Annotated in this window: 28 protein-coding genes and 1 tRNA gene; 13 read left to right on the top strand and 16 right to left on the bottom strand. The window is 69.3% G+C overall.

Annotated features, from left to right (window positions below; all coding sequences use genetic code 11):
- Positions 1-3: 3 nt before the first annotated feature.
- Positions 4-1,383: an NtaA/DmoA family FMN-dependent monooxygenase gene (locus tag ABEA39_RS07715; RefSeq protein WP_345375077.1), complete on the bottom strand. Its 1,380-nt coding sequence runs from the start codon at positions 1,381-1,383 to the stop codon at positions 4-6.
- Complete coding sequence (locus tag ABEA39_RS07720) at positions 1,380-2,477, bottom strand: LLM class flavin-dependent oxidoreductase (protein ID WP_345375079.1); 1,098 nt, start codon at positions 2,475-2,477, stop codon at positions 1,380-1,382. Before ABEA39_RS07720 ends, ABEA39_RS07715 begins: the two co-directional genes overlap by 4 nt.
- Positions 2,478-2,620: 143 nt before the next feature.
- Between ABEA39_RS07720 and ABEA39_RS07725 the strand changes: the two genes are divergently transcribed.
- Positions 2,621-2,695: transfer RNA gene (locus ABEA39_RS07725), tRNA-Met, on the top strand.
- Positions 2,696-3,072: 377 nt separating this feature from the next.
- On the opposite strand, the gene ABEA39_RS07730 is transcribed toward ABEA39_RS07725, so the two are convergent.
- Positions 3,073-3,552, bottom strand: coding sequence for a MarR family winged helix-turn-helix transcriptional regulator (locus ABEA39_RS07730; RefSeq protein WP_345375081.1), 480 nt, complete (start codon positions 3,550-3,552; stop codon positions 3,073-3,075).
- Positions 3,553-3,814: 262 nt separating this feature from the next.
- Between ABEA39_RS07730 and ABEA39_RS07735 the strand changes: the two genes are divergently transcribed.
- The 3 genes from ABEA39_RS07735 (at position 3,815) to ABEA39_RS07745 (ending at position 5,589) form a co-directional block, all read left to right on the top strand.
- Positions 3,815-4,249, top strand: coding sequence for a VOC family protein (locus ABEA39_RS07735; protein ID WP_345375084.1), 435 nt, complete (start codon positions 3,815-3,817; stop codon positions 4,247-4,249).
- 164 nt (positions 4,250-4,413) lie between these two features.
- Positions 4,414-5,076, top strand: a complete 663-nt coding sequence (locus ABEA39_RS07740; protein WP_345375086.1) for a hypothetical protein — start codon at positions 4,414-4,416, stop codon at positions 5,074-5,076.
- A gap of 156 nt (positions 5,077-5,232) precedes the next feature.
- A complete protein-coding gene (locus ABEA39_RS07745; RefSeq protein ID WP_345375088.1) occupies positions 5,233-5,589 on the top strand; it encodes a hypothetical protein in 357 nt (118 codons plus the stop codon).
- 681 nt (positions 5,590-6,270) lie between these two features.
- Here the strand turns inward: ABEA39_RS07745 and ABEA39_RS07750 are convergent.
- Positions 6,271-6,807, bottom strand: a complete 537-nt coding sequence (locus ABEA39_RS07750) for a hypothetical protein (protein ID WP_345375089.1) — start codon at positions 6,805-6,807, stop codon at positions 6,271-6,273.
- Positions 6,808-7,480: 673 nt separating this feature from the next.
- Here ABEA39_RS07750 and ABEA39_RS07755 point away from each other — a divergent pair.
- The 3 genes from ABEA39_RS07755 (at position 7,481) to ABEA39_RS07765 (ending at position 9,004) form a co-directional block, all read left to right on the top strand.
- Positions 7,481-7,987, top strand: coding sequence for a tetratricopeptide repeat protein (locus ABEA39_RS07755; protein WP_345375091.1), 507 nt, complete (start codon positions 7,481-7,483; stop codon positions 7,985-7,987).
- Positions 7,988-8,205: 218 nt separating this feature from the next.
- On the top strand, positions 8,206-8,658 hold the full coding sequence (locus ABEA39_RS07760; RefSeq protein ID WP_345375093.1) for a DNA-formamidopyrimidine glycosylase family protein: 453 nt from the start codon (positions 8,206-8,208) through the stop codon (positions 8,656-8,658).
- A 43-nt stretch (positions 8,659-8,701) separates the two neighbouring features.
- Positions 8,702-9,004: a zinc finger domain-containing protein gene (locus ABEA39_RS07765; RefSeq protein WP_345375096.1), complete on the top strand. Its 303-nt coding sequence runs from the start codon at positions 8,702-8,704 to the stop codon at positions 9,002-9,004.
- A gap of 188 nt (positions 9,005-9,192) precedes the next feature.
- Here the strand turns inward: ABEA39_RS07765 and ABEA39_RS07770 are convergent, their stop codons facing one another.
- Positions 9,193-10,776: a hypothetical protein gene (locus ABEA39_RS07770; RefSeq protein ID WP_345375099.1), complete on the bottom strand. Its 1,584-nt coding sequence runs from the start codon at positions 10,774-10,776 to the stop codon at positions 9,193-9,195.
- Positions 10,777-10,872: 96 nt separating this feature from the next.
- Positions 10,873-11,625: an NRDE family protein gene (locus tag ABEA39_RS07775; protein WP_345375101.1), complete on the bottom strand. Its 753-nt coding sequence runs from the start codon at positions 11,623-11,625 to the stop codon at positions 10,873-10,875.
- A 55-nt stretch (positions 11,626-11,680) separates the two neighbouring features.
- Between ABEA39_RS07775 and coaBC the strand changes: the two genes are divergently transcribed.
- Complete coding sequence (gene coaBC / locus ABEA39_RS07780; RefSeq protein ID WP_345375103.1) at positions 11,681-12,946, top strand: bifunctional phosphopantothenoylcysteine decarboxylase/phosphopantothenate--cysteine ligase CoaBC; 1,266 nt, start codon at positions 11,681-11,683, stop codon at positions 12,944-12,946.
- A gap of 94 nt (positions 12,947-13,040) precedes the next feature.
- Here the strand turns inward: coaBC and ABEA39_RS07785 are convergent, their stop codons facing one another.
- Genes ABEA39_RS07785 through ABEA39_RS07795 form a run of 3 tightly spaced genes read right to left on the bottom strand, consistent with a single transcriptional unit; the run spans position 13,041 to position 15,411 of the window.
- Positions 13,041-14,372, bottom strand: coding sequence for a M20/M25/M40 family metallo-hydrolase (locus ABEA39_RS07785; RefSeq protein WP_345375106.1), 1,332 nt, complete (start codon positions 14,370-14,372; stop codon positions 13,041-13,043).
- Positions 14,373-14,380: 8 nt separating this feature from the next.
- Positions 14,381-14,920 (bottom strand): DUF4395 domain-containing protein, encoded by a 540-nt coding sequence (locus tag ABEA39_RS07790; protein ID WP_345375108.1) that lies wholly within the window; start codon positions 14,918-14,920, stop codon positions 14,381-14,383.
- A complete protein-coding gene (locus tag ABEA39_RS07795) occupies positions 14,917-15,411 on the bottom strand; it encodes a TlpA family protein disulfide reductase (RefSeq protein ID WP_345375110.1) in 495 nt (164 codons plus the stop codon). The genes ABEA39_RS07790 and ABEA39_RS07795 overlap by 4 nt, the downstream gene beginning before the upstream one ends.
- A gap of 284 nt (positions 15,412-15,695) precedes the next feature.
- Between ABEA39_RS07795 and ABEA39_RS07800 the strand changes: the two genes are divergently transcribed.
- The gene (locus tag ABEA39_RS07800) at positions 15,696-16,544 is read left to right on the top strand and encodes an SDR family NAD(P)-dependent oxidoreductase (RefSeq protein ID WP_345375112.1); all 849 of its coding nucleotides are present in this window, start codon (positions 15,696-15,698) and stop codon (positions 16,542-16,544) included.
- Positions 16,545-16,666: 122 nt separating this feature from the next.
- Here ABEA39_RS07800 and ABEA39_RS07805 read toward each other — a convergent pair whose 3' ends face one another.
- Entirely contained in the window at positions 16,667-17,155 is a 489-nt protein-coding gene (locus tag ABEA39_RS07805) for an FHA domain-containing protein (RefSeq protein WP_345375114.1), read from the bottom strand.
- A gap of 73 nt (positions 17,156-17,228) precedes the next feature.
- On the bottom strand, positions 17,229-17,669 hold the full coding sequence (locus ABEA39_RS07810) for a hypothetical protein (RefSeq protein ID WP_345375116.1): 441 nt from the start codon (positions 17,667-17,669) through the stop codon (positions 17,229-17,231).
- A 73-nt stretch (positions 17,670-17,742) separates the two neighbouring features.
- Here ABEA39_RS07810 and ABEA39_RS07815 point away from each other — a divergent pair, with 73 nt between their 5' ends.
- Positions 17,743-19,005 (top strand): MFS transporter, encoded by a 1,263-nt coding sequence (locus ABEA39_RS07815; RefSeq protein ID WP_345375118.1) that lies wholly within the window; start codon positions 17,743-17,745, stop codon positions 19,003-19,005.
- A 785-nt stretch (positions 19,006-19,790) separates the two neighbouring features.
- Here ABEA39_RS07815 and ABEA39_RS07820 read toward each other — a convergent pair.
- On the bottom strand, positions 19,791-20,480 hold the full coding sequence (locus ABEA39_RS07820; RefSeq protein WP_345375120.1) for a TetR/AcrR family transcriptional regulator: 690 nt from the start codon (positions 20,478-20,480) through the stop codon (positions 19,791-19,793).
- Positions 20,481-20,530: 50 nt separating this feature from the next.
- Between ABEA39_RS07820 and ABEA39_RS07825 the strand changes: the two genes are divergently transcribed.
- On the top strand, positions 20,531-22,021 hold the full coding sequence (locus tag ABEA39_RS07825) for an MFS transporter (protein ID WP_345375122.1): 1,491 nt from the start codon (positions 20,531-20,533) through the stop codon (positions 22,019-22,021).
- A gap of 508 nt (positions 22,022-22,529) precedes the next feature.
- Here the strand turns inward: ABEA39_RS07825 and ABEA39_RS07830 are convergent.
- On the bottom strand, positions 22,530-23,171 hold the full coding sequence (locus ABEA39_RS07830) for a nucleotidyltransferase domain-containing protein (RefSeq protein ID WP_345375124.1): 642 nt from the start codon (positions 23,169-23,171) through the stop codon (positions 22,530-22,532).
- Positions 23,172-23,303: 132 nt separating this feature from the next.
- Between ABEA39_RS07830 and ABEA39_RS07835 the strand changes: the two genes are divergently transcribed.
- Positions 23,304-24,419 (top strand): FAD-dependent oxidoreductase, encoded by a 1,116-nt coding sequence (locus ABEA39_RS07835; RefSeq protein WP_345375126.1) that lies wholly within the window; start codon positions 23,304-23,306, stop codon positions 24,417-24,419.
- A gap of 91 nt (positions 24,420-24,510) precedes the next feature.
- On the opposite strand, the gene hxlA is transcribed toward ABEA39_RS07835, so the two are convergent.
- Together hxlA and hxlB are read right to left on the bottom strand one after the other, a co-directional pair.
- Positions 24,511-25,134, bottom strand: a complete 624-nt coding sequence (hxlA, locus tag ABEA39_RS07840) for a 3-hexulose-6-phosphate synthase (protein WP_345375128.1) — start codon at positions 25,132-25,134, stop codon at positions 24,511-24,513.
- Between the two features lie 56 nt (positions 25,135-25,190).
- Complete coding sequence (hxlB, locus tag ABEA39_RS07845; protein ID WP_345375130.1) at positions 25,191-25,760, bottom strand: 6-phospho-3-hexuloisomerase; 570 nt, start codon at positions 25,758-25,760, stop codon at positions 25,191-25,193.
- A 101-nt stretch (positions 25,761-25,861) separates the two neighbouring features.
- Between hxlB and ABEA39_RS07850 the strand changes: the two genes are divergently transcribed.
- Positions 25,862-26,677 (top strand): helix-turn-helix transcriptional regulator, encoded by an 816-nt coding sequence (locus ABEA39_RS07850; RefSeq protein ID WP_345375132.1) that lies wholly within the window; start codon positions 25,862-25,864, stop codon positions 26,675-26,677.
- Here ABEA39_RS07850 and ABEA39_RS07855 read toward each other — a convergent pair.
- Positions 26,674-26,910, bottom strand: a complete 237-nt coding sequence (locus ABEA39_RS07855; RefSeq protein ID WP_345375134.1) for a hypothetical protein — start codon at positions 26,908-26,910, stop codon at positions 26,674-26,676. The two genes, ABEA39_RS07850 and ABEA39_RS07855, sit on opposite strands and share 4 nt — an antisense overlap.
- Positions 26,911-26,960 lie beyond the last annotated feature (50 nt).

Genomic DNA, 26,960 nt, shown 5'->3' on the forward strand with positions numbered 1-26,960 from the left:
TGGTCAGACATGCGCCGGTTCGGCCGCGGCGGGTGCCTCGTCGCTGGTCGGCTCGCGCCGCGTCAAGGGCGCCCGCAACCCGAGGTTCTCGCGCAGGGTGTCGCCGGGGTAGTCGGTGCGGTAGATGCCGCGCTCCTGCAGGGCCGGCACGAGCTTGTCGACGATGTCGTCGAGGCCGGTCGGCACGAGCCACGGGGTGATGTTGAAGCCGTCGACGAGGTGCTCGCGGGCGAACGGCACCAGCTCGTCGGCGATGCTGTCGGCCGTGCCCTCGAAGCCTCGGCGGGTACCGATGTCGATGACGAGCTCGCGGATCGAGTACCCCTTCTCGGCGCTCAACGCCCGCCAGGCCTCGGCCGTCTCGAGCGCCTTCGCGGCCCGGAAGCCGGCACCGCGCGTCTCCCCCGTCTCGGCCTGCACCGGGTCGAACGTGGGCAGCGGCCCGTCCGGGTCGTGGTCGGAGAGGTCCGTGCCCCAGAGCTGCTCGACGAACGCGAGAGCGGTCTGCGGCGAGACCTGGTGCTCACGGACCCAGCGCACCTTGTCGCGCACCTCGGCCTGCGTGTCGGCGACGATGAACTCCTGACCGGGGAAGATCTTGAGGTCGTCGGCCGGGCGCCCTGCCGCGATCGTGCGCTCGCGCATGTCCGCGGCGAAGGCCCGGGCGGCGTCGAGCGTGCCGTGTGCCGAGAAGATCACCTCGGCGTTCGCGGCACCGAAGTCGCGGCCGGCGGGCGAGTCGCCGGCCTGGAAGATCACGGGGTGCCCTTGCGGGCTTCGAGGCAGGGATGCACGGGCCTCCACCTCGTAGTACTTCGTGTCGTAGCGGAACCCCTCGGGCACGGCTCCCCACTCGGGTGCCGACCTGTCGCCCGCGATGCTGCCGTCGGGCACCGCGTCCCACACCCGTCGCGCGATCGCGAGCACGTCGGCCGCGTGCGTGTAGCGGTCGTCGTGGTCGAGGTAGCCGCCGCGTCGGAAGTTGGCCCCGGTCCAGGCGTTGTCGGTGGTGACGAGGTTCCACGCGGCCCGTCCTCCGGAGAGGAGATCGAGGCTCTGCAGCCGGTGCGCGAGGTCGACCGGGTCGTTGTAGGTCGCGTTCTGCGTGGCGACCAGGCCGATGCGGCTCGTCACGGCGGCGAGCGCGGCGAGCTGCGTGAGGGCGTCCGGACGACCCGCGACGTCGAGGTCGTGCAGGTGGCCGAGGTGCTCACGGAGGCGGAGCCCTTCGCCGAGGAAGAAGGCGGAGAAGAGGCCGCGCTCGGCGGTCTGGATCAGGCGGCGGAAGCTCTCGAACTCGGTCTGCGAGCCGCTCTCGGGGGCGGACCAGACGGTGGAGAAGTTGACGCCCTGGAAGAAGACCCCGAACTGGATCTGGCTCATCGGGTGGCCTCCTGGGTGGGTGCGGTCGTTGTGGTCTGTGCTGCCGGTGTGCTCGCTGCCGGCGTGCTCGCTGCTGTTGCGTAGCGGTTCTCGGCCGGGGCGAGGCCGAGGGTTTCGCGCAGGGTGGCCCCGACCTGGGGCGATTCGAAGACCCCCGCTCGCCGCAGTTCGGGCAGGACGGCGCGGCCGATCTCGTCGAGGTCGGCGTCGAGCACGGCAGGCAGGATGCGAACGCCCTGCGTTGTGGCTGCGAGCTCGGTCAGCAGAGCGAGCAGCCCGGCGGCGTCGCCGACGTAGCGCCGGCGGCCGGTCGAGGCCCAGGGGATGTGCGCATCGAGCTCGGCGACCCGCTCGGCTCCGGTGCGGCCGGCGCGGTCGAGGGCGACCTCGAGCTCGACGAGGAGGACGTCGGCGTCGGGCGCTGCGACCCCTCCCCCGTCGCTGCTGTCGATGGCGAACAGCGGCAGCTGCCCCTGCGGCGAGCGCGGCAGGATCGCCGGCCCCTTGATCGAGAAGCGGTGGCCTTCGAAGTCGGCGTAGTGCACCTTCGCGCGGTCGAAGTAACGGCCGGTCCGTGCATCCCTGATGACGGCGTCGTCCTCCCAGGTATCCCAGACGCGGCGGATGGCCTCGACCACATCCGCGAGTTCCTCGGCCGTCTGGTCGGGGGCGAGCGGGGTGCGACCGTAGCGGGCGGCGATCCGTGCATCCCCGTCTCTGCCCAGGATCGCGCCGGCACGGCCGTCGGACGCGGTGTCGAGGCTGGCGAGCTGGGTGGCGACGTGGAACGGCTCGTTGTAGAGCGCCTGGACGACGGGCACGAGGCCGATGGCGCTGGTCAGCGGGGCGGTGAACGAGGCGCGGAGGGTGGCGTCGATGCGGGCGGTGACTGCGGTGGGGGTCTCGACCGGCAGCGGGTGGTCCTCGAAGGTCACGCCGGTGAAGCCGGCCCGTTCGGCATCGCGGGTCGCGTCCGCGATCCAGCGTGCCGACAGGAGCTCCGCGGGTTCGGCGCGACTCACCCGCCAGGCCGCCGGGTGCGCGCCGGCCCCGTCGAGGTCGAGGAGGATGCCGAACCGGGCTGAGCTGCTCATCTTCAGCACTCTAGGCAGGGGGCCTCCGCGGCGCCTCTCCGCGTGGACACGAACCGTAACCCGGGCGTCATGCGGCGTCGTTCGCGGTCACAGAAGCTCTTCTCCGGCGCTTCGGCCGCGGGGCCTGCCTAGGTTGGAGGCATCGCGGCGTATCCAAGTGGTCGAAGGGAACGGTCTCATAGCCCGTCATGTCGCAGGTTCGAATCCTGCCGTCGCGTCGACTTGTGTTGTGTTCGTGTCTTGGCGTGGCCGCCGGCCTGGTTGCCACGTCGGGGATTGCTACGAGGGCGACCAAGCGCTGCGGTTGCGCGGCTCGCCGGGGCGAGGGTTCGAGGCCCCCGACCACTGTCGGCGCGCTGCCCCCCCGAGGCGCTCGACCGACCGAGATCCCGGAGCCGTGGTTGTCCCAAAACCGACAACACGGAGGGTCGCTTCTCGAAACGCCTTCGGCACGGAGATCGAGGAATGTAGGCGGGGCGGACAACCCGGGCCTGGTTGAGACTCAATTCCTGGCCGGTGATCGTTGGGATGAATTGACCAAGGTCTAGGAAAGTAATCCGGTGAGAGGTGCCGGTTTTGAGATGAGTTCAGTCAGCTAGCCAACAATGGCGCGCGCGTATGCGTCTATGGTCTTGCGAAATTCATCGACAAATCGCTCCACGATCGCTGATTCTCGAGGGGAGTACGCATCCATCGCCTTGTCGAGGGCGACGCGGAGCGCTTGGAAGAATTCATCGCCCTCGTGGTGCACCACTGGGGTGGAGTGGAGGGTGACGAGACGGCGGTCGGCGTGGCCTCGCTTTCGGAGGACGTGGCCTGCTTCTTCGAGTCGGTTCAGCAGGATCGACGTGGCACCGCTGGTGAGGCCGATGCGCTCGGAAAGGCGAGCGGGGGTGAGGGGTTGGCCTCGATCTTCCGCTCGAATGATCTCTACGATGGCGGCAGCATCGGTCGGGTGCATCTTCATGCGCCGGGCGAAGGCACGCCCGAGGTCACTCTGCGCGGAGCTGATCGCCCAGACCGTGTTCATGATTCGTTCGTTGCGATTGGGGGTCGCGGCGTCGCTGTCATCCATGGAGCCTCCGATCCAGAAGATATCATGACGGAAAGTACCTTTGTGAGATAGCAACATTGTAAGAAAGGGTTTAGATTGAATCACGGCGCTCCAAAAACGAGCCCCTGTGACGAACCTCCACCTCCCGGAGCAGAACGTGACTCACCCATCGCTGGATCCGAAACTCGGCGCAGATCGTGGCCGTCGAGGCTATCCCCCTGTTTGGCTCCGCGGCACCCTCTCTTGCTCATCCCCTGCAGCTCATCACAGAACGGACAACCCCATGCGTCTCAACCACATCAACCTCTGCGCCAGCGACGTCCCGGCCATGGCCGACAAGCTCGTCACGCATTTCGGCTACCGAGTCGTCGATTCGGGCGCTTACCCACTCCCAGACGGATCCGGCAACAGCCACTTCTCCGCCATCGTCGGCACCGACGGCTCCGAGTTCCTGATCACCCAGATCGCAGCGCCCACCGAAGGAATGTCGGCCTACCCCAACGGCTTCCACTTCGGACTCATCCAGGACACCCGCGAAGCCGTCCTCACCAAACACGACGAACTGACCGCCGCAGGACTCGCGCCGGGCAAGATCAACGACGGCTTCGAAGTCTGGGGCGCAACCTGGACTGCGTTCTACTGCGACCTCGGTGACGGCCTCGAAGTCGAGATCAACTACCGCACTCAGTCCGACCGGCTGGACGGGCACAGAGCATGAGCCTCACGAGAAAATGAACCTGCTCTCATGGTCATCGCATTGGAGACGGCCGTTGTTTTCTCTCTGTCCCGGCCAACGTGCCACAGTCGTCGTTGTGAGTGTGGGCGGGATCCAGCCCCTAGCACGGCTATCTTCTCGATTCCAAAAGGTCGAAGATGATGGCCGTGAGCGATACAGCTGATGATGTGCCGACGGTACGGCCACCGAGTCGCCGCGAACCCATTCTCTTCTACCTTCTCCGCGCCGCAGTCACACTTATAGTTGTCGACCTCGGCTTCGCCATAGTCGCGCTATGCGTTCCCACGTTCCGAGGAATCGATCGGTTCGGCGGAAGCGTGGCCCTCATCGGTCTGATCCTGGCGGTGGCCTCTGTCATCATTCTCGGCAGCGGACTCTTCGGTGACTGGCAACCGCCCCGGAGCTTCGCTGCGCGCGCCATTCAAGGAGCCAGGCGACCCTTTGACGCAGTGCTCTGGGGCTTCCTCCTGGTAGCGGTGGCCGGAAACGTATTCCTGCTCCAGCAACACCTCATGAACGTTTTCCCCTACCAACGGGGAACCCGCTACTTCATCTTGTACGGCGGTCTCGACTACACGCGCGCAGTCTCGTTCGCCGCATACGGACTGGCGAAGTCCGCCGAAAATGTTTGGTTCCCCGGAAGCATCGGGCTCGTCGGGGCCTCGATCACTCTGCTCCTTGGCCGCTACGCACTCCGCAAAACACACGCAAATCTTTGGGGCGAATGGGTATCGCCACCAAGGACCCACGAACCGCCCTCAAGCAACGTGCGATCCTCCCCCGACACGAGGCCCCGGAACGCTCGGTAACGGTTCCCCGGCAGACGTCTCGCGATCCGTACGCGGAGGTCCGGCTCCAGTGTCTGAAAGACCCACCCGATTCGACAGGAGCCCCGGCGGCTCCTCCTGATCCGGGTAGATCTGCAGGGGGATGCCGGCGCCGTTCCCTCCCGATACGGTTCGTGAATGACGCGACGATCCATCCTGATACTCATCATCGGAGCGGTTTTAGCTGGTGGGTGGGCAGTTACCGCTCTCGTTCGATATTTCGCTGAGCCTGATATCTATGTCGTTATTACCAACGATTCCTCTTCATCGGTCGCCTTCGCGTGCAGTCCCGACGACGCTCTCCCGACTCCTCCCGGCCACGATGAGCGCCTCACGTTCGGGGTTGGCAAGGACCAACTCTGTGCTGCCTTCACGTACACCGACTCCTTCGAATACCTCGGTTGTGTGTCCGTTGATACGGAGCGTGACGCCACCGTGCCCAGGCAGGTGCTCTCGAAGGTTCTCAACCCCGTGGCCGAAAGGGACTGCGGCTGAATAAGAGTCGCGTTCGGTAGGCAGCCGCTCTTGAGTCCCCTAAGAGATGGGCTCCCGCGCGTGCGCAGGTGCAGTCACGGTCGGACCTTGCGAGCAAGGACGTGGACATACGGGTGGGCGCGAGAGTTACCTGGCAATCGTGTCCTCCCAGAGCCAAGACCCGACCTCAGACATCGTCATCCAGCAGCTCCGAGTCACGAAATGGGTTGGTGTCGGAGGCGGAATCGTCATGGCTGTCGCCGGAGGGTTCTTCATCTGGGCGGGAACCACGATCTCCCCTGGATGGCCCTGGTTCGCGATTGGGGTTCTGGCCATAGTCTTCGGAATCGTGACGGCTATACGCATTCCCCGGGCACGGGTCACTCTTCGCCAAGACCAGATGGTCGTTTACGGCCAATTGTGGTCACGGACCATTCCCCGCCAGGCGATCACGTCGATCACGCCGTGGCCCTTCGTGAAATGGACGGATGCTCGAGGACGGAAGCGTTCCACTCCGGTCAGCGTCTTGAACGCACGAGGGGCGCTCCCGAAGTTTGCCGAGCATGCGCATGAAGGACGAGATGCCCTGCACCGATGGGCCGGAGTCGGCGGCGACTACCTCGACGACGCACACTGACCCTCCGCCTTAGGGTGCAGGGTCAGCCGCGGCCTGGATCGAGAGCGGCTGGGTCGGCCGCCGCCTCACGACTTAGGCTCCTTTTGGGACGGGTCGATGGCGAAGCCGCGTCGGCGTTCGGGAGTTCTCGGGGATGTCACGTAAGAGCGCCACGCCCTCCGTTGTGGCTTCGGTGTCGCCGACCAGTTGGACGTCCACCGATCTGCCAAGTCGCCACGATTTATGGGACGAAGCAGCTGCTGCTCGAACCAGGACGCGGCGATCCGCGCGGAGAACGTCGGCGTTTCACGAACCCCTCTCACCTGGAGCTCATGCGGCGAGAACTTAGCGTCGCTCTCGCCCACATAGGAATCTCCCCACACCCCCTCGAGTCCTTGCGGACCTCCGGCGTCAACGAATGCTGTGACCCACAGGATAGTAATGGGCCCCGTCAGACCCCGAACACGAATTCCCACTGCAAGCGGATCGTCAAGGGTTTCGGCCCATGTATCGGCAGGCTCGACGTCGGTCTGCCAAGCGGCTGCTTTGTCTCTCAAGACCCGCAAAAACTCCGCCTCCGCGTCCGCGCGCGGAATGATGTCCTCGAAGAAGCCAGCGTCCATCAGGCCATGATGCCTTCCCTACGAGACCTTTTCGATGCGCCCTTGGCTCTGTCGATTCCATGTTGCGAACGACTATTCCGGTGCCAGTGGCATGTGAGCTACTGACGACTTCATCTCGGCATCCGATCTCGCGATACTGCCGGTGGTCGGGTCTTGTGTTGCGCGAACCTGCGGCTCATCCGCGTTGCCCGCGAAACGCACGGTCATCGTTCCGTAACAGCGCGCCGGTCGAGGTACCGTCGGGCATGGTCGGGATCTACGCGATTATCCACGAGTGGGTCCTGGGCCGCCGGCAGTCGAATGCTCGACACAGGGTCCTCACGCGTTCATGTCCGGCGTGCACGCACACCTGGATGGACCACGCCGGACTAATCGAGACATCCGGAGAAGTCGACTGCCTTGAGTGCTCTTATGAAGTTGCGGCTGGGGAGCGATTCGCGCAACCGTGCACACTCGTGGTGCCTGTGACGATTCTGGTGGCAGCGTCTCTGGCTCAAGCAAGTGACCCAGGGTAGCCATGGCCAACGGCCCCTATGCGCACGATGACGGTCCGGCTTTGGTGCACCCCTCCGGAATGATGATCACGTCGCACGCTAGCGAGTTCGGCTGTCGCAACGGCCGCTACCGTGTCGTGGCGGCCTTTGAAACCACTTGACCTTCTGGGGGAGCAACGATGTCGGACGAACTCGACGCACAGCTAGAGAGCATCTTCGCCGCTCGGGACCGAGAGAACATGGGCCCAACCATCAGCGCCCTTCTCCCTCTCTACGACGAACATCCGGAGAATCCCCGGGTCCTGTACGAGCTTGGCGGGGCCTATGACACCGCAGGCGAAGAGGCGACGGCCCTCAGATTTTACGAACGGTCGATAGACCAGGGCCTGGTAGGAGATATTCGCCGCCGCTGCTACCTGCAGTACGGAAGTACCCTGCGGAATCTCGGCAGGATAGAGGAGTCGCTAAAGGTTTTTGCGCGAGCGCGCGCTGAGTTCCCCGAGTCCGCAGCGCTCGGAGCCTTCGAAGCGCTCACGTTCCACGCAGCGGGTCGCATGAACGACGCACTCGCGAGCCTCTTGATCCTCCTGGCCGATCACGTATCCGCATCGGAACTCGACCGCTACAAACCCGCCCTGCGCAGCAACGCCGAATACCTGCAGTCGCTGGACGCTCAGCAGAAGTAAACGCTCCGGCGCCCGATTCTTCTTTCGGGCCTCGCGGGTACGGTGCAGCCATGACCGACGACAAGAAGACCACCACGACCACCGAGACCTCGAATGACGGCGAGACCACCGAGAAGACCACGACGACGCACGAGGAGACCACCTCCACAAGCGGCACCGACGAGTAGTCGCAACCATCGCATCCCACCCGAAGTCCTTGACACGTTGCGGGGGTGACGGTGCCTGAGGGCGATAGCGTCTACCAGCTCGCAGCACGGCTCCGCCCGCCCCTGGACGGGCACACTCTCACCGGGGGCGAGATCCGCGGAGGTGGGGCGGCCGGCACGAAGGTGGGTGGCTGGCGGGTCGTCGAGCACGACACCCACGGCAAGCACCTCCTGACCCGGTTCGACAGCGGACTCACCCTCCACACCCACCTGCGCATGCAGGGCTCCTGGACGGTGAGCACGAAGGGCCGCACCCTTCCCCGCCACGTGCTGCCCGATGTGCGGTCCGGTTCGTCACCGACGCCGGAGCCACGGTGTGGGGCGTGGACCTGCCCGTCGTCGACCTCATTCCCACGAGCGCCGAATCGAGCGTCATCGGACACCTCGGGCCCGATCCGCTCCGCGCCGACTGGAACCCCGACGAAGCCGTGGCACGACTGGATGCTCAACCGGACCGGCCCGTGATCCACGCCTCCTGGACCAGCGCATCATCGCGGGGCTCGGGAACATGTGGGTCAACGAGATCTGCTATCTCCAAGGCCTCTATCCGTGGACCCCCGTCGGCGAGGTGGACACGCGACGCCTGGTGGATCGGGCGGCTCGGGGTCTGACGGCATCCGTGACCATCCCCGGCATGTTCCAGACCACCACCGGCAACCAGCGGCGCGGCGAACGGCACTACGTCGTCGGGCGTGCCGGCCGGCCGTGCCTGCGCTGCGGCACCCGCATCAGTGCCACGGCCAAGGTGCCCAACGACCCGGAACAGCGGCGCACCTGGTGGTGCCCCCGGTGCCAGCCGGCGTCGGCCTGACCCGCTCTCCCGGAGTCGCAAACGACGCTTCTGACATCCGTGGGTTCTGTTCGGCACAGTGCCGCGCCGTCACCGGGACGTGAAGGCGGAGGGATCACAGCGCACCCGATCGGGCTCGGCCGGTGCCGGCCCAACCCGGGCGAACGATCGTGTCGGAGTTGCCCTTGGCGCGGACGAGCACTGCCCGCCTAACCGACGATGTGCGCCACCGCGGGCGCACTCACATTTCCCGTCCCGTCCACCGCGAACGCGACGACCGTGTAGGCGACGCCCTTCCGCAGCGAAGGCAGCACGGCCGACGTGGTCAAGCCGAACTTCACGGCCGAACCGGCCCCCGGGGTCGCGCCGGAGCCATCCCCCTCGACCACCCGCACGACGTCGTACGACGTGTCCTTGCTGGTCGACTGCGCCCACATCACGGTGCGCGTCGTGCCGTTCGTCATGCTGATGGAGCGCACCGCCGCGGGTGCGGTCACATCCGACCGGACCTGCCAGCGGAGCTGCGCCGTGGTCGTGCTCGTCTCACCCGAGCAGGTGCCGGTCAAGTCGATGCTCGCCATCGTGGGGAGGCCGTCGGCGCCGAGGGCGAACGAGTGCACGGTCTCGGTGCCGAACCGCACGCCCGAGAACGACGAGCAGCTCTCGCCCGGACGGTCGAGCTCTGCCCCCGGATAGCCGAGGTCGTAATAGGGGTTGGTGACGTCCTGAAGGGCTTGGACCGGTGACGTTCCGACCGTGATGGTGGTGGCGCCATTCGCCGGGTTGAACTCGACCTGGTCGGGCAGGTCCGCGGTCGAATAGGTCTGCGACGCGTACCAATCCCATCCGGTCGAATTGGTGGGCGAGACGGCCAGCTCGTACTGGGGGCCGTTGACCTCGGTCTGCGTCACGGGGTGATCGGCGTCGTCCGGCCACGTCGTGGTGATCGAGTTCGTGCCGACCGCTCCGCTCCCGGTGGCACTGATCGTCTGGGTGGTGGATCCCACCGGCACCGAGATCGTGGCGTTGCGCGGCCCGCCCTTCGAGGCGGAGAAACCGGCGAGGAACGAGCAAGTCGTCCCGGCCGCGAGCGTCGTGCCGCTGCAGGCGTCGTGGCTGATCGTGTAGTCGCTCGTGGCGCCGCCGGTCACGGAGATCGTGCCGACCTTCACCGCCGTCGACTGGGTGTTGCGCAGGTGTTCGACGGCGAGCACGCGCGCTCCCCCGACGGCCGTCTTCGCGAACTCGAGGTGCGGCTGGAGCACCTGTACGGCAGGCTCCGTCTCGCCGAACCGGATCTCGCCGTACTGCGAGGCGCCGGCGTTCTCCGGATACGACAGCAGTACAGCGTCGAACCGGGTGACGCTCCCCGCGGCGTTCGAGGCGATGTCGAGGACGTCGATCCGACCGGTGAGCGCGTTCCCGCCCACCGACACGAACGGGCCGGGGACGTTCGGGTTGCCGGTCAGAGTGAACACCCCGGCACGGATGCTCTCGCCCGGGTTGGTCGTCACCTGAATCGTGTTCGCCCCGGCGTCGGACCCCGGCACACTCATATCGATGTTGCTCGAGGTCGCGAAGTCGACCGTGACGTCGGGGCCGAACGCGAAGGCCGACTCCTGCGAGGGGTAGTGCGGTGTCTGAAGAGGCGAGAACCCGCTGTCGAACGCGAACACCGGGTTCGTCACCGTCGCGTCCGCAATTGCGGCCATCGGGGCCGTCACGACCCCGGCGATTCCGAGAGCCAACACCCCCATCACACCGAACGCGAGCTTCAGTCGTCGAGTCACCACGAGCCACCCCTCTGCAGACCGCCGTGGTCCCCTCGCTCATTATCACCTCGCGCGCGACTTCTGCTCGGTCCGATCCTGGAACGTGGGCCGGCCCGCTCAGACCCAGGCGAGCGGCGCCGTCAGGTGCCCCGGCTCGGGCAGCCGCGCCAGTTCCAGCGCGGCCTCGCCGGAGCGCAGCGCGAGCGCCGAGACCGAGAGCGACGCGTAGTGCACCCCGTCGAGCACGTCGCTGCGGAACAGCGCCTCGTCGTCGTCCGTCGGCAGACCGGCGCTCGACGCGAGCACACCCAGCCACTCGTCCCAGGAGCCGTCCTCGCGGGGCCCCGAGGGACGCCTGGCCGCCTGGAACTCCGGCAGCCAGCGCCGTTCGCGCGGCACCGAGTGCACGTCCGGGCCCTCGTGCGTGATCAGGTGCACGCCGGGTTCGAGCGCGATGCGTCGCACCGACGAGCCGTCCCACCGTGTGAACGACACCTCGTCGGGCGAGAGCACGACGAGGTTGAACGACCGGGTGGAGGGCAGGAGCGGGGGATGCCCGGGCACACCGCCGGGCGAGGCATCCCCCGTCACGGCCTCCAACGGCAGCACCCCTCGTGACACGTAGCCGCCCTCGGGTTCCGCCACCTCCTCGTGCCGGTTGAGCACCACGGCGGCCTTCGAGCGCGAGGCGTTCGTAGCCAGCCACGCTCCCCCGGCCGCGCGATCGTGCACGCCGACGACGCCCGGGCCGAGGTCGGGCCACCAGGCCCCGGGCGGATCCCACGGGCGATCGACCATCTCGTCGCGGAGCCCCAGGAGGACGACGGGCCACTCGGCTTGGGGATCGAATCCCACGACGACGGTGCACACTCGGCCAGGATAGACGGACGCCGGGCGCTGCCCGACGTCGACGGACGGGAGACTCGTGGCCGAGCAGAAGACCATCGTGGTGGGCATCACCGGCGGCATCGCCGCCTACAAGGCCGTCGGCGTGATCCGGCTCTTCGTCAAGGCCGGCCACGACGTCCACGTCGTGCCCACCGAGGCCGCCCTGCGCTTCGTGGGGCTGCCCACGCTCGAAGCCCTCAGCCGCAATCCGGTGACGGTCTCGCTCTACGACGACGTCGCCGCGGTCCGCCACGTCGCCCTCGGTCAGAAGGCCGACCTGATCGTCGTCGCCCCGGCCACCGCGAACACCATCGCGAAGATCGCCTACGGTCTCTCCGACGACCTGCTCGGCACGACCATCCTCGCTTCCACGGCACCTCTCGTGTTAGCGCCGGCGATGCACACGGCCATGTGGGCGAACCCGGCCACGCAGGCGAACGTCGCGACCCTGCTCGACCGCGGCGTGACCCTCGTCGGCCCGGAGGTCGGCGCATTGACGGGCGCGGACTCCGGCGCCGGCCGCATGAGCGAGCCCGAGCAGATCGCCGAGGCGGCGCTGGCGATCCTGGACCTCCCCACCGCTGCACGCGCCGACGAAGGCGCGCCCGCCCGTGCCGACGAGGCCCCGCCCGTCCGCGACCTCGAGAGCCTCCGCGTCGTGATCAGCGCCGGCGGCACCCGTGAACCCCTCGACCCGGTCCGCTTCCTCGGCAACCGCTCCAGCGGCAAGCAGGGCGTCGCCTTCGCCCGAGCGGCCCTCGCCCGCGGGGCCGAGGTCACGCTCGTCGCCGCGCACCTCGACCCCGGGCTCGAGACCCCGGGCATCCGCGTGATCCCGGTCCAGACCGCGTCCGAGCTGGCCCTCGCCGTCGAGAGCGTCGCCGAACTCGCCGACGTCGTCGTCATGGCCGCAGCGGTCGCCGACTACCGCCCGGCGACGGTCGCCGAGTCGAAGATCAAGAAGGACGGCCAGGGCGGCGGCCTCGTTCTGCATCTGGTCGAGAACCCCGACATCCTGGCCGCCCTCACTCGAGCCCGCCGTCCCGGCCAGATCATCGTCGGGTTCGCCGCCGAGACCGCGCCCACCCGCGACGAACTCCTCGAGCTCGGGCGCGCGAAGGCGGCACGGAAGAAGGCGGACCTCCTCGTGGTCAACGTGGTCGGATGGGCCGCCGGCTTCGGCTCCGACGACAACACGGTGGTCGTGCTGGCGGGCGACGGGTCGATCGTCGCGGAGGCCGCGGGCACGAAGCGTGCGGTGGCCGACGCGGTGCTCGACGAGGTGGTGGCCCTCCGAGGCTGAGGGGCGTGCATCCCCCGCTCTAGGCCGTTGTCGGCAGCCGCCGCCGTCAAAGCGGCAGCAACCGCAGTCAGAACGGCACCCGTTGTGAAAGGCGTCAGGCCCGACGCAGCAGCCGCTCGGTCACCCGCACCGAGAACGCGAGGGCGTCGAGGGGGATCCGCTCGTCGACCGCGTGGAACAGGCCGAACGCGTCGAAGTCCCCCGCCGTGCGCAAGGGGACGAAGCCGTAGCCGGTGATGCCGAGAGCGCGCAGGTGCTTGTTGTCGGTGCTCGCCGGCATCAGGTACGGCACGACGACGCCGTCGGGGTCGTCGTCGAGAAGCGCCTCCTGGATCGCATCGAGCAACGGGCCGCGGGCCGGCGACTCGAGCGGCGTGATGGTGCGCGACCACTCGATCTCGACACCGGGCCCGGAGGCCGCGACGACCGCCTCGACGGCTCTCTCGAGATCGCCTTCGGTGCCGGGCAGGATGCGCGTGTCGAGTTGGGCTGTCGCCTCGCCCGGGATCACGTTGGTCTTCGATCCCGCCGCGAGCATCGTCGGCGAGACGGTGTCGCGGAGCCCCGCCGCCACCAGCGGCCCCGCGATGCCGAGCAGGTCGAGGTGGTCTTCGAGGGTCTCCACGGTCAGCTCGACCCCGAGCAGTTCGGAGGCGCGGAGGGCGAACTCCTCCATGGCCGACGTCGACACGATCGGGAACTCGTGCTCGCCGACCGCGACGACGGCCCGTGCCAGACGGGTCACGGCGTTCGAGTGCGACGGTCGGGAGCCGTGCCCGGCCCGGCCGCGAGCGGTCAGGGTCGCCGCGCCGACGCCCTTCTCCGACGTGGCGACGAGGTAGCCGCGCTTCTCTCCGAGCGGCACCGAGAATCCGCCGACCTCGCTGACCGCCTCCGTCACGCCCCGCAGCCACTCCGGTCGGTGCTCGGTCACCCAGCGCGCGCCGTAGACGCCGCCGGCCTCCTCGTCGGAGAAGAACGCGAACACGATGTCGCGGTTCGGCACTATGCCGTCGCGGGCCCAGGCGCGGGCCACCGCCACGAGAGCGGCGGCGTGGTTCTTCATGTCGAGCGCGCCGCGTCCGTAGAGGTAGCCGTCGGCGATCTCCGCAGCGAAGGGGGGATGCGCCCAACCGGTCGGGTCCGCCGGTACGACGTCGACGTGGGCGTGCGCGACGAGGGCTCCCCGAGTGGGGTCGGCTCCGGTCACGCGCAGCACGAGATTCGCTCGGCCCGGCGCCGACTCCTCGGTCAGCGGCGTGTAGCCCGCCTCCTCGAGCCATCCCGCGATGAGCGCGATCGCCCGCGACTCGCCGTCGCCGATCGTGGCCGGGTCGCCGGTGTTGACGCTGTCGATCCGGATCAGCGCCCGCGCGAACCGCAGCGTCTCCTCCTCGAGGAGCCGCGTCGACTCCGCGACCGGCATCGGGGCGGTCAGGCCCGCACCCGCGCGCCGGAGCGGAGGAGGCCGGACCGGACGAGGAGCACGTACACCTGGCAGCCGAAGCAGTAGTCGAAGACGGAGTTGAGGAACGCCGCCACGAAGGCGACGGCCGCGAGGAAGAGGAGGCCGCCCGGCACGCCGACGATCTGCAGCACCAGGGCCACCGCCGTGATGACGAAGCCGATGGTCTGCGCGAACGTCGGCGGCTTCGGGCTCTCCAGATGCGACGGGGCCGTCAGGCGTGGGCGGATCGCGGCCGCGAAGAAGCGGCCGTAGGGGTGCCGACGGATGCCCGCGAAGGCTCCCCAGGCGAAGAGGACGACCACGAGCGCCAAGATCAGGAACTCGGGGCGCAGGATGCGGGCTCCCACGCCGCTCGGAAGGTCGAAGCCGTCGAGCAGCCCGACCGCGAGCACCACGAGCAGCAGCACTGCGGTGATGCCGGCGCCGAAGCGGGGGCCGCGCGGGTCGATGCCCTTCTCGCCGGGCTGGGCGACGAGAGCCTTCTTCGAGGGGGCGAGCTCGGTCATGACGCTTCTCTTGTCGTCGGTGCTGTCGTCGTGGCTGGTGCCGCGGTGCCGGCCGTTCTTGCGCCGACCGCCACGAGCCCGGCCAGGCGGGTACGGAGGTCGGCGAGCCGGGGCGAGCCGCCGATCCGGGCGCGGATGGCGCCGTCGCCGTCGAGCACCAGGGTGGTCGGCGACTGCAGGATGTCGAAGCGGCGGGCGAGATCCGGTCGATGGGTGATGTCGACGTCGACGTGGCGGACGCCGGCGAACTCCGTGGCGAGCTTCTCGAGCTGCACGCCGGTCGGGCCGCAGGTGGAGCAGAACTCGGTCGAGAACTGCAGCAGCGTCGCAGCGGTGCCGCCGGACTCGCCGGGCACCAGCTCGGAGACGGCGACCGTCTCGGATCCCCCGCTCGCCTTCACCCGGCCCGCTCGCGAGCGGCCGACGAGGCCGGCGACGGTGGCGAGGGCGAGGAGGGCGACGAGGAGGATCACGACGAGGGCGGGATTCATGGTGCCGTAACGATAACGACCGCCGGGGCTTCGCGACAGGGATGTGTCGGCGTCTTACGACGTCCGTCGAGTTCGCATTCCGGACAGCCTCTATTCGGATTCGGTCGCCGCCTGCTCATGTTCGTCGGCGGTGCGAACCCCTACTTCCGTCGTCGCTGACCGACTCTGCGGCGAGTGTCCTGTTTCTGTAGTCCGCCTCGCCATCTCGCGACGTCGACAGGACACTCGCCAGGATTCGCAGCACTCTCCGATCTTTTCGGAACCACGTACCTCTAATGTGAGGGGTGCGGACGACGACTCGGAGTCGAGGCGTCGCCGGTTCGGCACCGCAATGGTCGCGGTCCGATGAAACCGATCAAGAAACGGACATCCAGAACATGGGCAAGCTCGACGGCAAAGTCGCCATCATCACCGGAGCAGCACAAGGAATGGGCGAAGCGCACGTGCGCCGCTTCGTCTCGGAGGGCGCGAAAGTCGTCGCCACCGACCTGAACGAAGAGCGCGGGAAGGCCCTCGCCGAAGAGCTCGGAGAGAACGTGTGGTTCGTCAAACACGACGTCACCAAGCTCGACGAGTGGAAGACGCTCGTCGGCGACATCGAGGCGAAGTGGGGCCCGGTGAACGTCCTCGTCAACAACGCGGGCATCCTCGGACCGATTGCCAACGTCGTCGACATCGACCCCGAGGCCTACCTCAAGGTCATCGAGGTCAACCAGCACTCGCAGGTCTGGGGCATGAAGACGGTCATCCCCTCGATGATCAAGGCGGGCGGCGGCAACATCGTCAACATCTCGTCGACGGCGGGGATGCTCGTGGTCGCCGGTGCACCGAGCATTGCGTACGTCGGCAGCAAGTACGCGTCCCGTGGCATGACGAAGGAGGTGGCCGTCACGTACGGCCCCCAGAACATCCGCGTGAACTCGATCCACCCCGGCTTCATCAAGACCCCGATGATGGCGCTCGCCACCGACGCCGACGGCGGCGGCATCGCCGACGCCGTGCCGCTGCGTCGCATGGCCGAGCCCGACGAGGTGTCCAGCCTCGCGCTGTTCCTCGCCTCCGACGACTCGTCCTACATCAGCGGCATGGAGCACGTCATCGACGGCGCCCTGACAGCTCTGGGCGCCAGCTGATCCCCCGCCGCGCCGACTGATCGCAGTCGCGACGACTGATCGCAGTCGCACCGACTGATATCAGTTGCAACGGCGAAGGGCCCCGTCTTCGGACGGGGCCCTTCTCGCGTCGTGAACCGGCGCTACTGCTGGGGCGGCTGGTGCTCGCCCTCGCCGCCCTGACGTCCGCCGCCGGGGCGCCCGTGGTCGGCGAACTCGTCGCGGTAGTACGACAGCGACCAGGTGCCGAGCTCGACGGGCGAGCCGGTTCGGAGGATTCCTTCGCCCGGAAGCGCCGCCCCTTCGAGCACGGGCGCGTTCTGGTCCGACTCGGCGGTGGCGTGGGTGAGCACGTACTCGTCGTCGTCGGTGTGCTCGATACGCGCGTGCACGGGGTCGAGGCCTTCGAGCTGCAGGTCGGCATCCGGGCCGGAGCCGATCACGGTCGTCGTCGGCAGGAGGTCGAACTCGCGGGGCGGCGTGCCGTCCCAGTCCTCGCCGGCCTTGAAGATCAGCCGGGGGCGGCCCGCGCCGGGTTCGGCATGGGTGCTGGTGGGCGCGGTTCCGGGGTCGTGGGTCCCGGCGCCCTGGGGTTCGTCGGCGTCGACGCCGGTGGGGCTCTGCTGTGTCATCGTTCGAAGCTAGTCCGCGACAGCCGTCGCTTCACGCCGCGCTGTCAGGCTTGGACGCGGACGAAGCCGGGCCTCAGGCTTCGGCGGCCGCGCGGGCCGTCTGCGCCGACACCCAGATGTGTTCGGCCTGATCCCGCGAGAGCTGCGACCCGTTCGCCATCAGGTCGTGGAGCACGTCGCGCTTCGTGGCCCCGCACCAGCGCGCCCCCTCACCCCGGCAGGTGCACTTCTCGTCGTCGCCGGGCAGCGTCTCGACACTCTCCGGTGTGGCCAAGACCCCGTGGGCCGCGGGATGCACGCCCCGCCCCGCCATCCCGGGCACGACCTTCGCGAACGTGGCGGCTGCTCCCTGCACTCGTGCGGGAACCCTCGGCTCCGCGCGCTCCCACACCGTCTCGGCGACCGCCCGTGCGATGCCCACCTGCCCGCGCGCCCGCGCCACGAAGGCGTTCTGCGAAACGGACTTCAGCGCCTTGGCACTGCGCTGGGCAGCGGCATCGAGGATGTCGTTCATCCCGGCAGACTACGCCGCGAAGATGCCGCTGCCGAGAGCCCGGGGCGAACGAGGCGCTGAGTAGGCTGGAAACATGACCGCCGTACGGGATTCGCCCCATCCGGCCTCCATCCGTTACGGAGCGGTCGCCGCTCTGGCCGCCTCGGCCTTCGTCTACTTCACCGCCGAGACGCTGCCGGTCGGGCTGCTGCCGCAGATCTCGGCCGGTCTGCACGTCAGTCCGGCTTCCGTCGGACTGCTCGTCACGATCTACGCGGCGGTGGCGGCGGCGGGCGCGATCCCGCTGACCAACCTGACCATGCGCATCCCACGGCACCTGCTCTTGACGGGTCTGGTGCTGGTCTACGTCGTCTCGCAGGGGCTCGCGTCGGTCGCGCCGACGTTCACGGTGCTCATCCTCGCCCGCGTGATCTGCGCCCTGGCCCACGGGGTCTTCTGGTCGGTGATGGCGCCGGTCGCGGCAGGGTTGGCGCCTCCCGGGCAGGGCGGCCGCGCCTCCTCGCTGGTGATGGCGGGCAATACGGCGGGAATGGTGCTCGGCGTCCCCCTGTCGACGATCCTCGGGCAGAGCGTCGGCTGGCGCGACTCGTACGGGGTGCTCGCCCTGGCCGGCATCGTCGCGGCCGCGGCCCTGTTCGCGTTCCTGCCGAAGATGCCGGTGTCCGCCACCGACCGCAGCCTGTCGATCCGCGGGCAGTTCGGCGGCACGGTGCGCCTCGCATTCTCGCGAGCGATCACCCCCGTCTGCATCGTCACCACGCTCGCCGTGATCGGGCAGTACGCCGCCTACACCTACATCGCGCCGATCGTGCAGCGGACGGGCGACCTGCACGGCACCGCACTCAGCCTGCTGCTGCTCGGCTACGGGGTGACCGGACTCGTCGCCAACGTCGTGATCGGACGCATCGTCGACCGGCGACCGGGCGTCGCCCTCGTCGGCTGCCTGGCGGCGGTCGCCGTCACGCTCGGAACCCTGTCGGTGACGCACAGCGCCGCCGTCACGATCGTCGCCGTGCTCGTGTGGGGGGCGGGATTCGCCGCGGTCCCCCTCATCCTCCAGATCACCGCCATGCGGGTGGCGCCCGGTCGGCGCGATTCCGCCTCGGCCATCCGCCAGACGGCGATGCAGCTCGGCATCGCCGGGGGATCCCTCGTCGGCGGGCTGATCTACCGCGCCGGGCACCTCGACGCGCTGGCTCCGTTCGGTGCCGTGGTCGCCGCCGCGTTCGTGATCGTCGTGCTCCTCACGCGGCGGACGTTCCCCTTCCGCGTCGACGAGACCGAGTCCGGGCCGATGCTGACGGGGCCGATCCGGACCGTGCCGGACCCCGCCTGAGTGCTGGGGGCGGGCGGGGGGCATCCCCCTGGGTTGCTTGCTCGTTGCCCGCCGGCTGCCCGCCGGCTGCCCGCTCGCTGCCCGCGCTGCCGTCGCCGGGCCCGTCGCCGTCGAGCGTCGTTTCGCCTCGGGGACGTCGTTTCGCGCCGCGGCGCGAAAGCACACCCCCAAGGCGAAACGACGCGGAAGGGGACGCGACGAGGGAGCTCGGTCGACGAGCCGATTCCCGCGCGGCTCGGAACAGGGCGAGGCGCGACGTGCGACTCCGCGCGAGCAGGGTGCGGCTCCGCGCGACGGGGGTGCACGTCCGCGCGAGCAGGGTGCGGCTCCGCGGGAGCAGGGTTCAACTGCGCGCGAGCAGGGTGCAACTGCGCGCGACGGGGTGCATGCCCGCGGGAGCCAGGTGCACGTCCGCGGGAGCCGGGTGCATGTCCGCGGGAGCCGGGTGCATGTCCGCGGGAGCCGGGTGCATGTCCGCGCGAGCAGGGTGCATGTCCGCGGGAGCAGGGTGCATGTCCCCGCAGGCAGGATGCGACCCCTCCGCCGGGCAGAGCGCGCACCCCTGTCTGCCGCGCCGGGGACGCCACGACCCACACCCCCGAGTCCGCCTGAGACCCCCTGTCGACGAGGGTGCGACCACGGGCGCCGGGGTGCGGCTCCGCGGGTGCCGGGGTGCGGCTCCGCGGGAGCAGGGTGCATGTCCGCGCGATCGGGGTGCGACCCGCAGCGCCAGCACCCGCACCCGCACCACCAGCACCAGCACCAGCACCAGCGCCCGCACCGGGTCAGGCGGTGGCAAGCCCCCGGAACAGCAGATCGAGCGTGAAGTCGAACCGCTCGTGCCCTTCGCCGCTGGTCAACTCCCGGGCGTATCGGATCGTGTTCGGAAAGAGGTCGGCCGGCAGCTCGGCGAACCGCGCCGCCGTAACGCCGCCGTCGCCCGAACGGGCATCCCCCGAACCCACCCCGCCCCGCAGCGAGGCCTCCAGGCTGTAGGCGCTGACGTAGAGGTACGCGGCGTCGATGGCCCAGGCGGCATCGCCGGGTCGCACCCCTCCGGCGAGCAGGAGCGAGAGCATCCCCTCGCTCAATCGCAGTGTCTCGAGGTCGTTGGGGGCGGAAGCCAGCGCCGCCCGCGAGATGCCCGGGAACCGCAGGTACTGGTCGCGCAACTGCCGACACACGTCGAGGATCTGCCCCCGCCATGCCGCCGGGTCGGGCTCGGGCAGGTCGATGCGCGCGCAGAGCTCGCCGATCATGAGGTCGTCGAGCTCGGCCTTGTTGCGCACGTGCGCGTAGAGCGACGCCGGCCCGGTCTCGAGCGCTGCCGCCACCCGGCGCATGGTCAGCGCCTCGAACCCCTCCGTCTCGACGAGGTGGAACGCGGCGGCGAGGATGCGCGTGACGGTGATCGGCTGCTTGCGTACCACTTTGGAATCGCGGGATGCACGGGAGACACGGGCTGCGGAGACCATCCCCCGATCATAGCTTGACACGAACACTGTTCGTAGGTAGAACAGTGTTCGTGATTACGAACAGTGTTCGCCCGCGAACCCCCCTCCGCTCCCCCGGCACCCTGCGTGACGCCTGGCCGGCTCTCGTCGGCCTCTCCGCCGTCTTCCTCTTCGAGATGCTCGACAACTCGATCCTCACCGTCGCCCTGCCGACCATCGGCCGCGACCTGCACGCCTCGACCGTCGGTCTGCAGTGGGTGACCAACGCCTACGCCGTCGTGTTCGGCGGCCTCATGCTCGCCTTCGGGGCCGTTGCCGACCGAATCGGCCGCCGCCGCGTGATGCTCGTCGGACTGATCCTCCTCGCGATCGCGAGCCTCGCGACGGCCTTCGTCGACACGGCGGCCGAGCTGATCGCCGTCCGCATCGTGATGGGTGTCGCCGCAGCGATGACCACGCCGGGCTCGATGGCCCTCGCGTTCCGCCTCTTCGATACCGAGGCGCTGCGCGTCCGGGCCATCACCCTGATCTCCACCGTCGGGCTCGTCGGACTCGCCCTCGGCCCGACCCTCGGCGGCCTCGTGCTCGCCGTCGCTCCCTGGCAGGTGCTCCTCCTCGTGAACGTGCCGATCGCGCTGCTCGCGTTCTTCGGCATCCGTCGCGGCATCGCGGCCGACGACGCCTCCGAGTTGCACCGCGACCCGGCCGACGTCTTCGGCGGCCTCCTCGGCACCGCGACGATCTTCCTCGCGCTCGTCAGCCCGACCCTGTTCGTCGAGCAGGGGGCCTCCTCCTGGGCGCCGTGGACGACGGCCGGCGCGACCGTTCTGGCGGCCATCGCCTTCGTCGCCCGCGAGCGGCGGGCCGCGCATCCCCTGCTCGATCTCGCTCTCGTGGCTCGCCCGCTCGTCTCGAGCGGCCTCGCCTACAAGTCGGCCGCCGGTCTCGCGACCGCGGGCCTCGGCTACCTCGCGACACTGCAACTGCAGCTCGACTTCGGCTGGCCGCCCGCTGTCGCCGCGATCGGACTCCTGCCGCAGGTCGCCGTGCTGCTCGCCGCCGGACCCTTCGTCAACCGGTTCGTCCAGAGGGTCGGCATCGGTCGTGCGGCCTGGATCGGCGCCATCTTCGTCGTCGTCGGGCTGGCGGTCTACGGCTTCTTCAACGGGCTGGGCTACCCGCCGATCGCGATCGCCCTGGCCCTGGTCGCCGGCGGCCTCCGGGTGGTCGGAGTCGTCGCCGCCGTGAACGTCCTCCAGGGCCTCCCGTCGAACCGGACCTCGATCGGCGCCGCCCTGGTCGACACCTCGTCCGAGGTCACGTCGGCCGTGGGGATCGCCGTCGCCGGCACCATCCTCTCGATCGTCTTCTCCGGCTCCATCGCCACGGCGCACTGGACCGCACCGCAGCACGCGGAGTTCCAGCAGGCCGCGACGCTCTCGGGCCTCGTGCTGACAGCCGTCGCCGCCGCGCTCGTGGCCTGGGCGATGGTTCGGGCTCGCGGTGCCGCCGCCCCGGCCGCGCCGGCCGCCGCCACCGCCGCGCCCGCCGCTACCGAGTGACCCGACGTGGTCCGGCCACACAGCCAGGTCCGCGGCGCTGGCATCATGGCCGAACCGCGTCGCGTCACCCCTGCGGTCGACGATCACAGGTCGTGAGCGTCCAACCCCTCAACAAGAGCGCGCGTGGCGGAGCATCTCGGACGCCCTCGCGGGAGTGCAGTAGGTTCCGTACTGCAGTTGCGACTTGTCTCGCAGGAGGCGCCTCAACTTCACAGCCAGAAGCCTTCCCTGGGGCAGGACCGTCGCAAGGAGGTCGGCGGCGGCGGCGTGAGCGCCATCGCTCGCCCGGACTCCCAAGACCCTGCCGCACAGAGCATCCGAGGCGGCTATCCCCGCGAGAATCGAATTCGACGCCGAGACCTGTGCTGCAGCCGAAGGCTCCGGGCCCACGGTGTACGCGAACTGCTCTTCCGCCACCTGGAGGAATTCGCGCGCGGCCCCAGCCCGTTCCCGGACGTCGTTCACCGTCATAGTCGTTGTGCGTCCCACCCGACCAGTGTGGCGGCAATTACTTCATATTCGTGTACGACATTCGGGTCTCGAAGTCCGGGCCCGCGATCGTCACGGCATCGCTCGCCCACGACTCGATGATCGGGTCATGGTCTCGGGTCATCTCCTGCAACCGCGCTTCGTCCACGCAGTAGGCGTTGCAGTCGTTTCCCGTCCACCGTCGCACGTCGACGGCGACGATGTCGGCAAAACGCTCTGCGACTTCGACCGACTCGCCCGTTGCCACGATCACCAGGTCGATGTCGCTCTGAGCGGAACTGTCTCCTCGCGCGACCGAGCCGTAGAGCGCGACGGTGAGGACGCTCTGTTCCTCTTGCCCGAACGCCGCGGCCGACTCCGCTATCCGCGCCCGAAGTTCCGACGGCACCCGCTGGGTCGCATCGAGCATCGTCTCGACGGCGGGCCACAGCAGGTGCTGCCGATTGGCGACGTAGACCAACGCCGATCCGATCTGATCCGAGAGAACCAGGCCGTCCTGGACGAGCCTTCCGAGCGCCCTTCGCACCCCTGCCACCGACCCCCGGTCGACGAGCCCCGCGATCTTCCGGCCAGTCAGAGGCTGGGTCGTCCGGGCGAGGACCGAGAAGATCTCGCCGTCGAGCTGTGGCATGACCGACCGAATGGGATGGGACAGGTCCATCCGATCCTCCTTCCGATCCGTGTGTCTACTTTTGTTGACACATGAGTCTTATTGTAGGCACAGGCCTGCCAACGGGTTCGGATCGTGGAAGGTGCGACGATGGCAGCCGAGACGAGTGGGCGAGAAGGTGGGATGCACGTGGTGACGCGAGATGTGGACGTGGTGGTGGTCGGGGGCGGCGCGATGGGCTCCGCGGCGGCCTGGCAGAGCGCGCGGCGCGGCCGTTCCGTCGTCCTCTTCGAGCGGTTCGAGCCGGGGCATCACCACGGCGCCTCGCACGGCGCCGCGCGCAACTTCAACCTGGCCTACGCCGAGGACGACTACCTCGACCTCGTCACCGAGGCCCGCCGCCTCTGGGACGACCTCTCCGACGAGACGGACACACAGCTGCTCGACCTGGTCGGCCTCGTGAACCACGGCGACGGGGCCGGACTCCGGGCCGTCCGCGAGGCGCATGCGGCGCACGGGATCGCGAGCGAGTTCCTCTCGCCCTCCGAGGCCCGGGAGCGCTGGGCGGGGATGCGGTTCGAGAGCGAGGTGCTCTTCGTTCCCGAGTCGGGGCGGGTCCGGGCATCCCACGCTCTGGAGGCCTTTCGCGCCTCGGCGCTCTCGCACGGCGCACGCTTCGAGTACTCGACCCCGGTGCGCGACATCCGGGTGGAGAGCGATGAGAGCGTCGTGGTGGTCACCGACGCCGAGGAGGTGCGGGCGCGCCGAGTGATCATGACAGTCGGTGCGTGGACGTCGAAACTCGTCGGCGACCTGGCGCCGTTGCCGCGGCTGGTTGTCACGCAGGAGCAGCCGGTGCACTTCACGGCCTACGACGAGTCGCTGGTCTGGCCGAGCTTCAACCACTCGCCCGATCCGTCGTCGACCGCCGACGCGTACTGGTACAGCCCGGTCTACGGGATGCTGACCCCGGGCGAGGGCGTCAAGGCCGGCTGGCATGGGGCCGGGCCGGTGACGGACCCGGATGCCCGGACCTTCACCCCCGAGCCGGTGCAGCTCGAGGCGCTGCTGCGCTACGCGCGCGAGTGGCTACCGGGAGTCGACGCGACGAGCGCCGATCCGATCAGCTGCACCTACACGACGACTCCGACGGCCGACTTCGTGCTCGACCGCTTCGGCCCGGTGGTGATCGGCGCCGGCTTCAGCGGGCACGGCTTCAAGTTCACGCCCGCGATCGGCCGGGTGCTGGCCGACCTGGCCGACGGGCTGCCCGCGCCGGCGAGGTTCGCGGCGCGGTAGCCCGGCGGCCAGACGGCGGTAGCCCGTCGGCCGTAGCCCGCCGGCCCGTCGGCGATAGCCCGGCGGCCGTTCGGCCTGGCGGCGGGACGGGTCAGACGATGGCGGCGCGCAGCTCGGCCGCGGCGGCTCCCACGTCGGGGGCGCCGTAGATGGCGGCTCCGGCCACGGCGACCTGAGCGCCCGACTGCTGCACCGAGGCGATGGTTCCGACCTTGACGCCGCCGGCGACGGAGAACGGCACGCCGGACTTCTTGCCGTCGTCCAGGAGCGTGTCGAACGTGAAGCCCTCTTCGGCCTGCTCGTCGAGCCCCGCGTGCATCTCGACGAACTCGGCGCCGAGCGCGACGACCTCGGCCGCGCGCTTCGCCTTGTCGGGCACTCCGATGAGGTCGACGACGATCCCCTTGCCGTGCTTCTTCGCGGCTGCGACGGCGCCCACGATCGTGCTGTCGCCGGCGACGCCGAGCACGGTCACGAGGTCGGCCCCGGCGGAGAACGCGATGTCGGCCTCGAGCTCGCCGGCGTCCATCGTCTTGAGGTCGGCGAACACGATCTTGTCGGGGTGCGCCGCCTTGATCGCGGTGATCGCGGAGAGTCCGGCGCTCTTGATGAGCGGGGTGCCGAGCTCGATGATGTCGACGTGCGGGGCGGCCGCGGCGGCGAGCTCGAGAGCGGCTTCGGTGGTGAGGGTGTCCATGGCGAACTGGAGCTTCATGGTGGTGCCTTTCGATTGTGGAGCGTCTGGAGTGGAGAGGAGAGAAGAAGACGAGATCACTCGAGGTTCGCGTGGCGGGGCCACAGGTCGTCGGCGGAGAGGCCGGACCGACGCCAGAGGTGGTCGAAGAGGGCGTCTCCGATCAGCACCACGGCCTGTTCGAACAGCGATCCGGCGTACTGCGTCGAGACGGAACCGGAGCGGTCGAGCTTGGCGGCGGCGGGCACGACCAGCACCTCGGCCGACAGGCGGGCGAGCGGCGAGTCGGGAGCCGTCGTGATGGCCAGCACCGTGCATCCCGCGCTCTGGGCGGTTTCGGCGGCGCGGAGGATGCCAGAGGTGGTGCCCGAGCCGCTGGCCGTGAGGAGGACGTCGCCCTGGTCGGCGGCGGGGGTCGTCACCTCGCCGACGACGTGGACCGTCAGCCCGAGGTGCATCAGCCGCATGGCCGTCATGCGCAGGGCGAGCCCCGAGCGGCCGGCGCCGTGCACGAACACGCGGTCGGCCCCGGCGAGCGCCGCGGCGAACGGGTCGAGGTCGGCTTCGGCGACGGCCTGGAGCGTCGCACGGAGTTCGGCCTCGATGCCGAGGAGCGAGGCGGAGACGGACGGTGTCGAGTCGGACATGCCTCCAGCTTCGTCGGGCCGACCGCTCGACGGGGCCACCCGACCGACCGGTCTCACCTACCCGAAAGCAGGGGGGTGGGATGCACGGGTAGGGTCGCGACATGACCACCACCGTTCCGGCCAACCGCACCGCCGTCGTCGAGCACGATCGCGCGGTCGCCGAGCAGGCCGACCGCCACGCCGTCACGCTGGAGTCGATCCTCGCCGTACTCCGCTCGGACCGCCTCGACGACCGAGCGGCGAGAGCCGTGAGCATCGAGATCGCCGCCGCGTCGCTCGTGGCTCTGCGGATGGAGAGCGACGAACGCCAGGGCGCGCTCGTCGAGCCCGTCGTCGGCGCGTTCGCGCGGCTCCGCTCCGATCTGCGACCCCTGGTGCGGTTCGGCGACCTCGACGTGCAGTTCGTCGAACCCCCGGCCACCGGCCGCGCCCTTCCCGGCGAGGTCGCCTACGCGGCCCGGGCCATCGTGCGCAGCGCCGTGCTGGCGTTCGTCGACGGCGGCGAGGCGAAGCGGGTGCGGATCCAGTGGGACTGCGACGGCCTCAACCTGCTGATCGGGATCCGTGACGACGGCCGAGGCGAGCTCACGGCCTCGGACGACTCGCTGCGGCCGATCGCCGAGCGGGTCACGGCGCTGGCCGGCGAGCTGGAGGTCTCGTCGACTCCGGGGTGGGGAACGGACCTCGTGGTGCGCCTCCCCCTCGACCCGCCGGCCGAACCCGAACCGCTGGCCGACGCCGTCGCGTTCAGCCCCCGCGAGCGCGACGTGCTGCGCCTCGTGGTCTCGGGCGCGCGCAACCACGACATCGCGACCGCCCTCGGCATCAGCGACAACACCGTCAAGTTCCACGTGTCGAACCTGCTGCGGAAGGCGGGCGCCCGCAGTCGCGCCGAGCTGGTGGCCCTCGCCCGCTAGTCCGACCCCCGTCCGCTGCGGTCGAGACCGGCCCGCTTGAGGCGGCACCTTCGGCGCGCGACGAGTCCCACGTACGGACCGCTGATACCGACAGCGAGAGCACTCGCCCACGCACCGAGGGTCGCCTGTGCCGTGCCGGTGGTTGCACCGGCGACGACGGAGCCGACAGTCAGCAGCGCGATCGAGGAGGCCACGGCAAAGGGGAGGCTGAGCAGGAAGGCCTTCACGACCATCTCATGATCGTTTCTCCATTCCGGCCGCTCCGTCGCGACCGACTGGTAAA

The sequence above is a fragment of the Frondihabitans cladoniiphilus genome, from assembly GCF_039544345.1.
Classification (GTDB): Bacteria; Actinomycetota; Actinomycetes; order Actinomycetales; family Microbacteriaceae; genus Frondihabitans; species Frondihabitans cladoniiphilus.

Coding starts and splice junctions, on each gene's coding strand:
- ABEA39_RS07785 (WP_345375106.1), bottom strand. CDS start 14,372: ATGCCGGTCGCGGAGTCGACGCGGCTCCTCGAGGAGGAGACGCTGCGG.
- ABEA39_RS07795 (WP_345375110.1), bottom strand. CDS start 15,411: ATGAATCCCGCCCTCGTCGTGATCCTCCTCGTCGCCCTCCTCGCCCTC.
- ABEA39_RS07750 (WP_345375089.1), bottom strand. CDS start 6,807: ATGGACGCTGGCTTCTTCGAGGACATCATTCCGCGCGCGGACGCGGAG.
- ABEA39_RS07745 (WP_345375088.1), top strand. CDS start 5,233: ATGACGCGACGATCCATCCTGATACTCATCATCGGAGCGGTTTTAGCT.
- ABEA39_RS07810 (WP_345375116.1), bottom strand. CDS start 17,669: ATGAACGACATCCTCGATGCCGCTGCCCAGCGCAGTGCCAAGGCGCTG.
- ABEA39_RS07755 (WP_345375091.1), top strand. CDS start 7,481: ATGTCGGACGAACTCGACGCACAGCTAGAGAGCATCTTCGCCGCTCGG.
- ABEA39_RS07720 (WP_345375079.1), bottom strand. CDS start 2,477: ATGAGCAGCTCAGCCCGGTTCGGCATCCTCCTCGACCTCGACGGGGCC.
- ABEA39_RS07735 (WP_345375084.1), top strand. CDS start 3,815: ATGCGTCTCAACCACATCAACCTCTGCGCCAGCGACGTCCCGGCCATG.
- hxlB (WP_345375130.1), bottom strand. CDS start 25,760: ATGTCCGACTCGACACCGTCCGTCTCCGCCTCGCTCCTCGGCATCGAG.
- ABEA39_RS07730 (WP_345375081.1), bottom strand. CDS start 3,552: ATGGATGACAGCGACGCCGCGACCCCCAATCGCAACGAACGAATCATG.
- ABEA39_RS07855 (WP_345375134.1), bottom strand. CDS start 26,910: ATGGTCGTGAAGGCCTTCCTGCTCAGCCTCCCCTTTGCCGTGGCCTCC.
- ABEA39_RS07850 (WP_345375132.1), top strand. CDS start 25,862: ATGACCACCACCGTTCCGGCCAACCGCACCGCCGTCGTCGAGCACGAT.
- ABEA39_RS07715 (WP_345375077.1), bottom strand. CDS start 1,383: ATGAGCCAGATCCAGTTCGGGGTCTTCTTCCAGGGCGTCAACTTCTCC.
- hxlA (WP_345375128.1), bottom strand. CDS start 25,134: ATGAAGCTCCAGTTCGCCATGGACACCCTCACCACCGAAGCCGCTCTC.
- ABEA39_RS07835 (WP_345375126.1), top strand. CDS start 23,304: ATGCACGTGGTGACGCGAGATGTGGACGTGGTGGTGGTCGGGGGCGGC.
- ABEA39_RS07765 (WP_345375096.1), top strand. CDS start 8,702: ATGTGGGTCAACGAGATCTGCTATCTCCAAGGCCTCTATCCGTGGACC.
- ABEA39_RS07820 (WP_345375120.1), bottom strand. CDS start 20,480: ATGGTCTCCGCAGCCCGTGTCTCCCGTGCATCCCGCGATTCCAAAGTG.
- ABEA39_RS07830 (WP_345375124.1), bottom strand. CDS start 23,171: ATGGACCTGTCCCATCCCATTCGGTCGGTCATGCCACAGCTCGACGGC.
- ABEA39_RS07815 (WP_345375118.1), top strand. CDS start 17,743: ATGACCGCCGTACGGGATTCGCCCCATCCGGCCTCCATCCGTTACGGA.
- ABEA39_RS07805 (WP_345375114.1), bottom strand. CDS start 17,155: ATGACACAGCAGAGCCCCACCGGCGTCGACGCCGACGAACCCCAGGGC.
- ABEA39_RS07790 (WP_345375108.1), bottom strand. CDS start 14,920: ATGACCGAGCTCGCCCCCTCGAAGAAGGCTCTCGTCGCCCAGCCCGGC.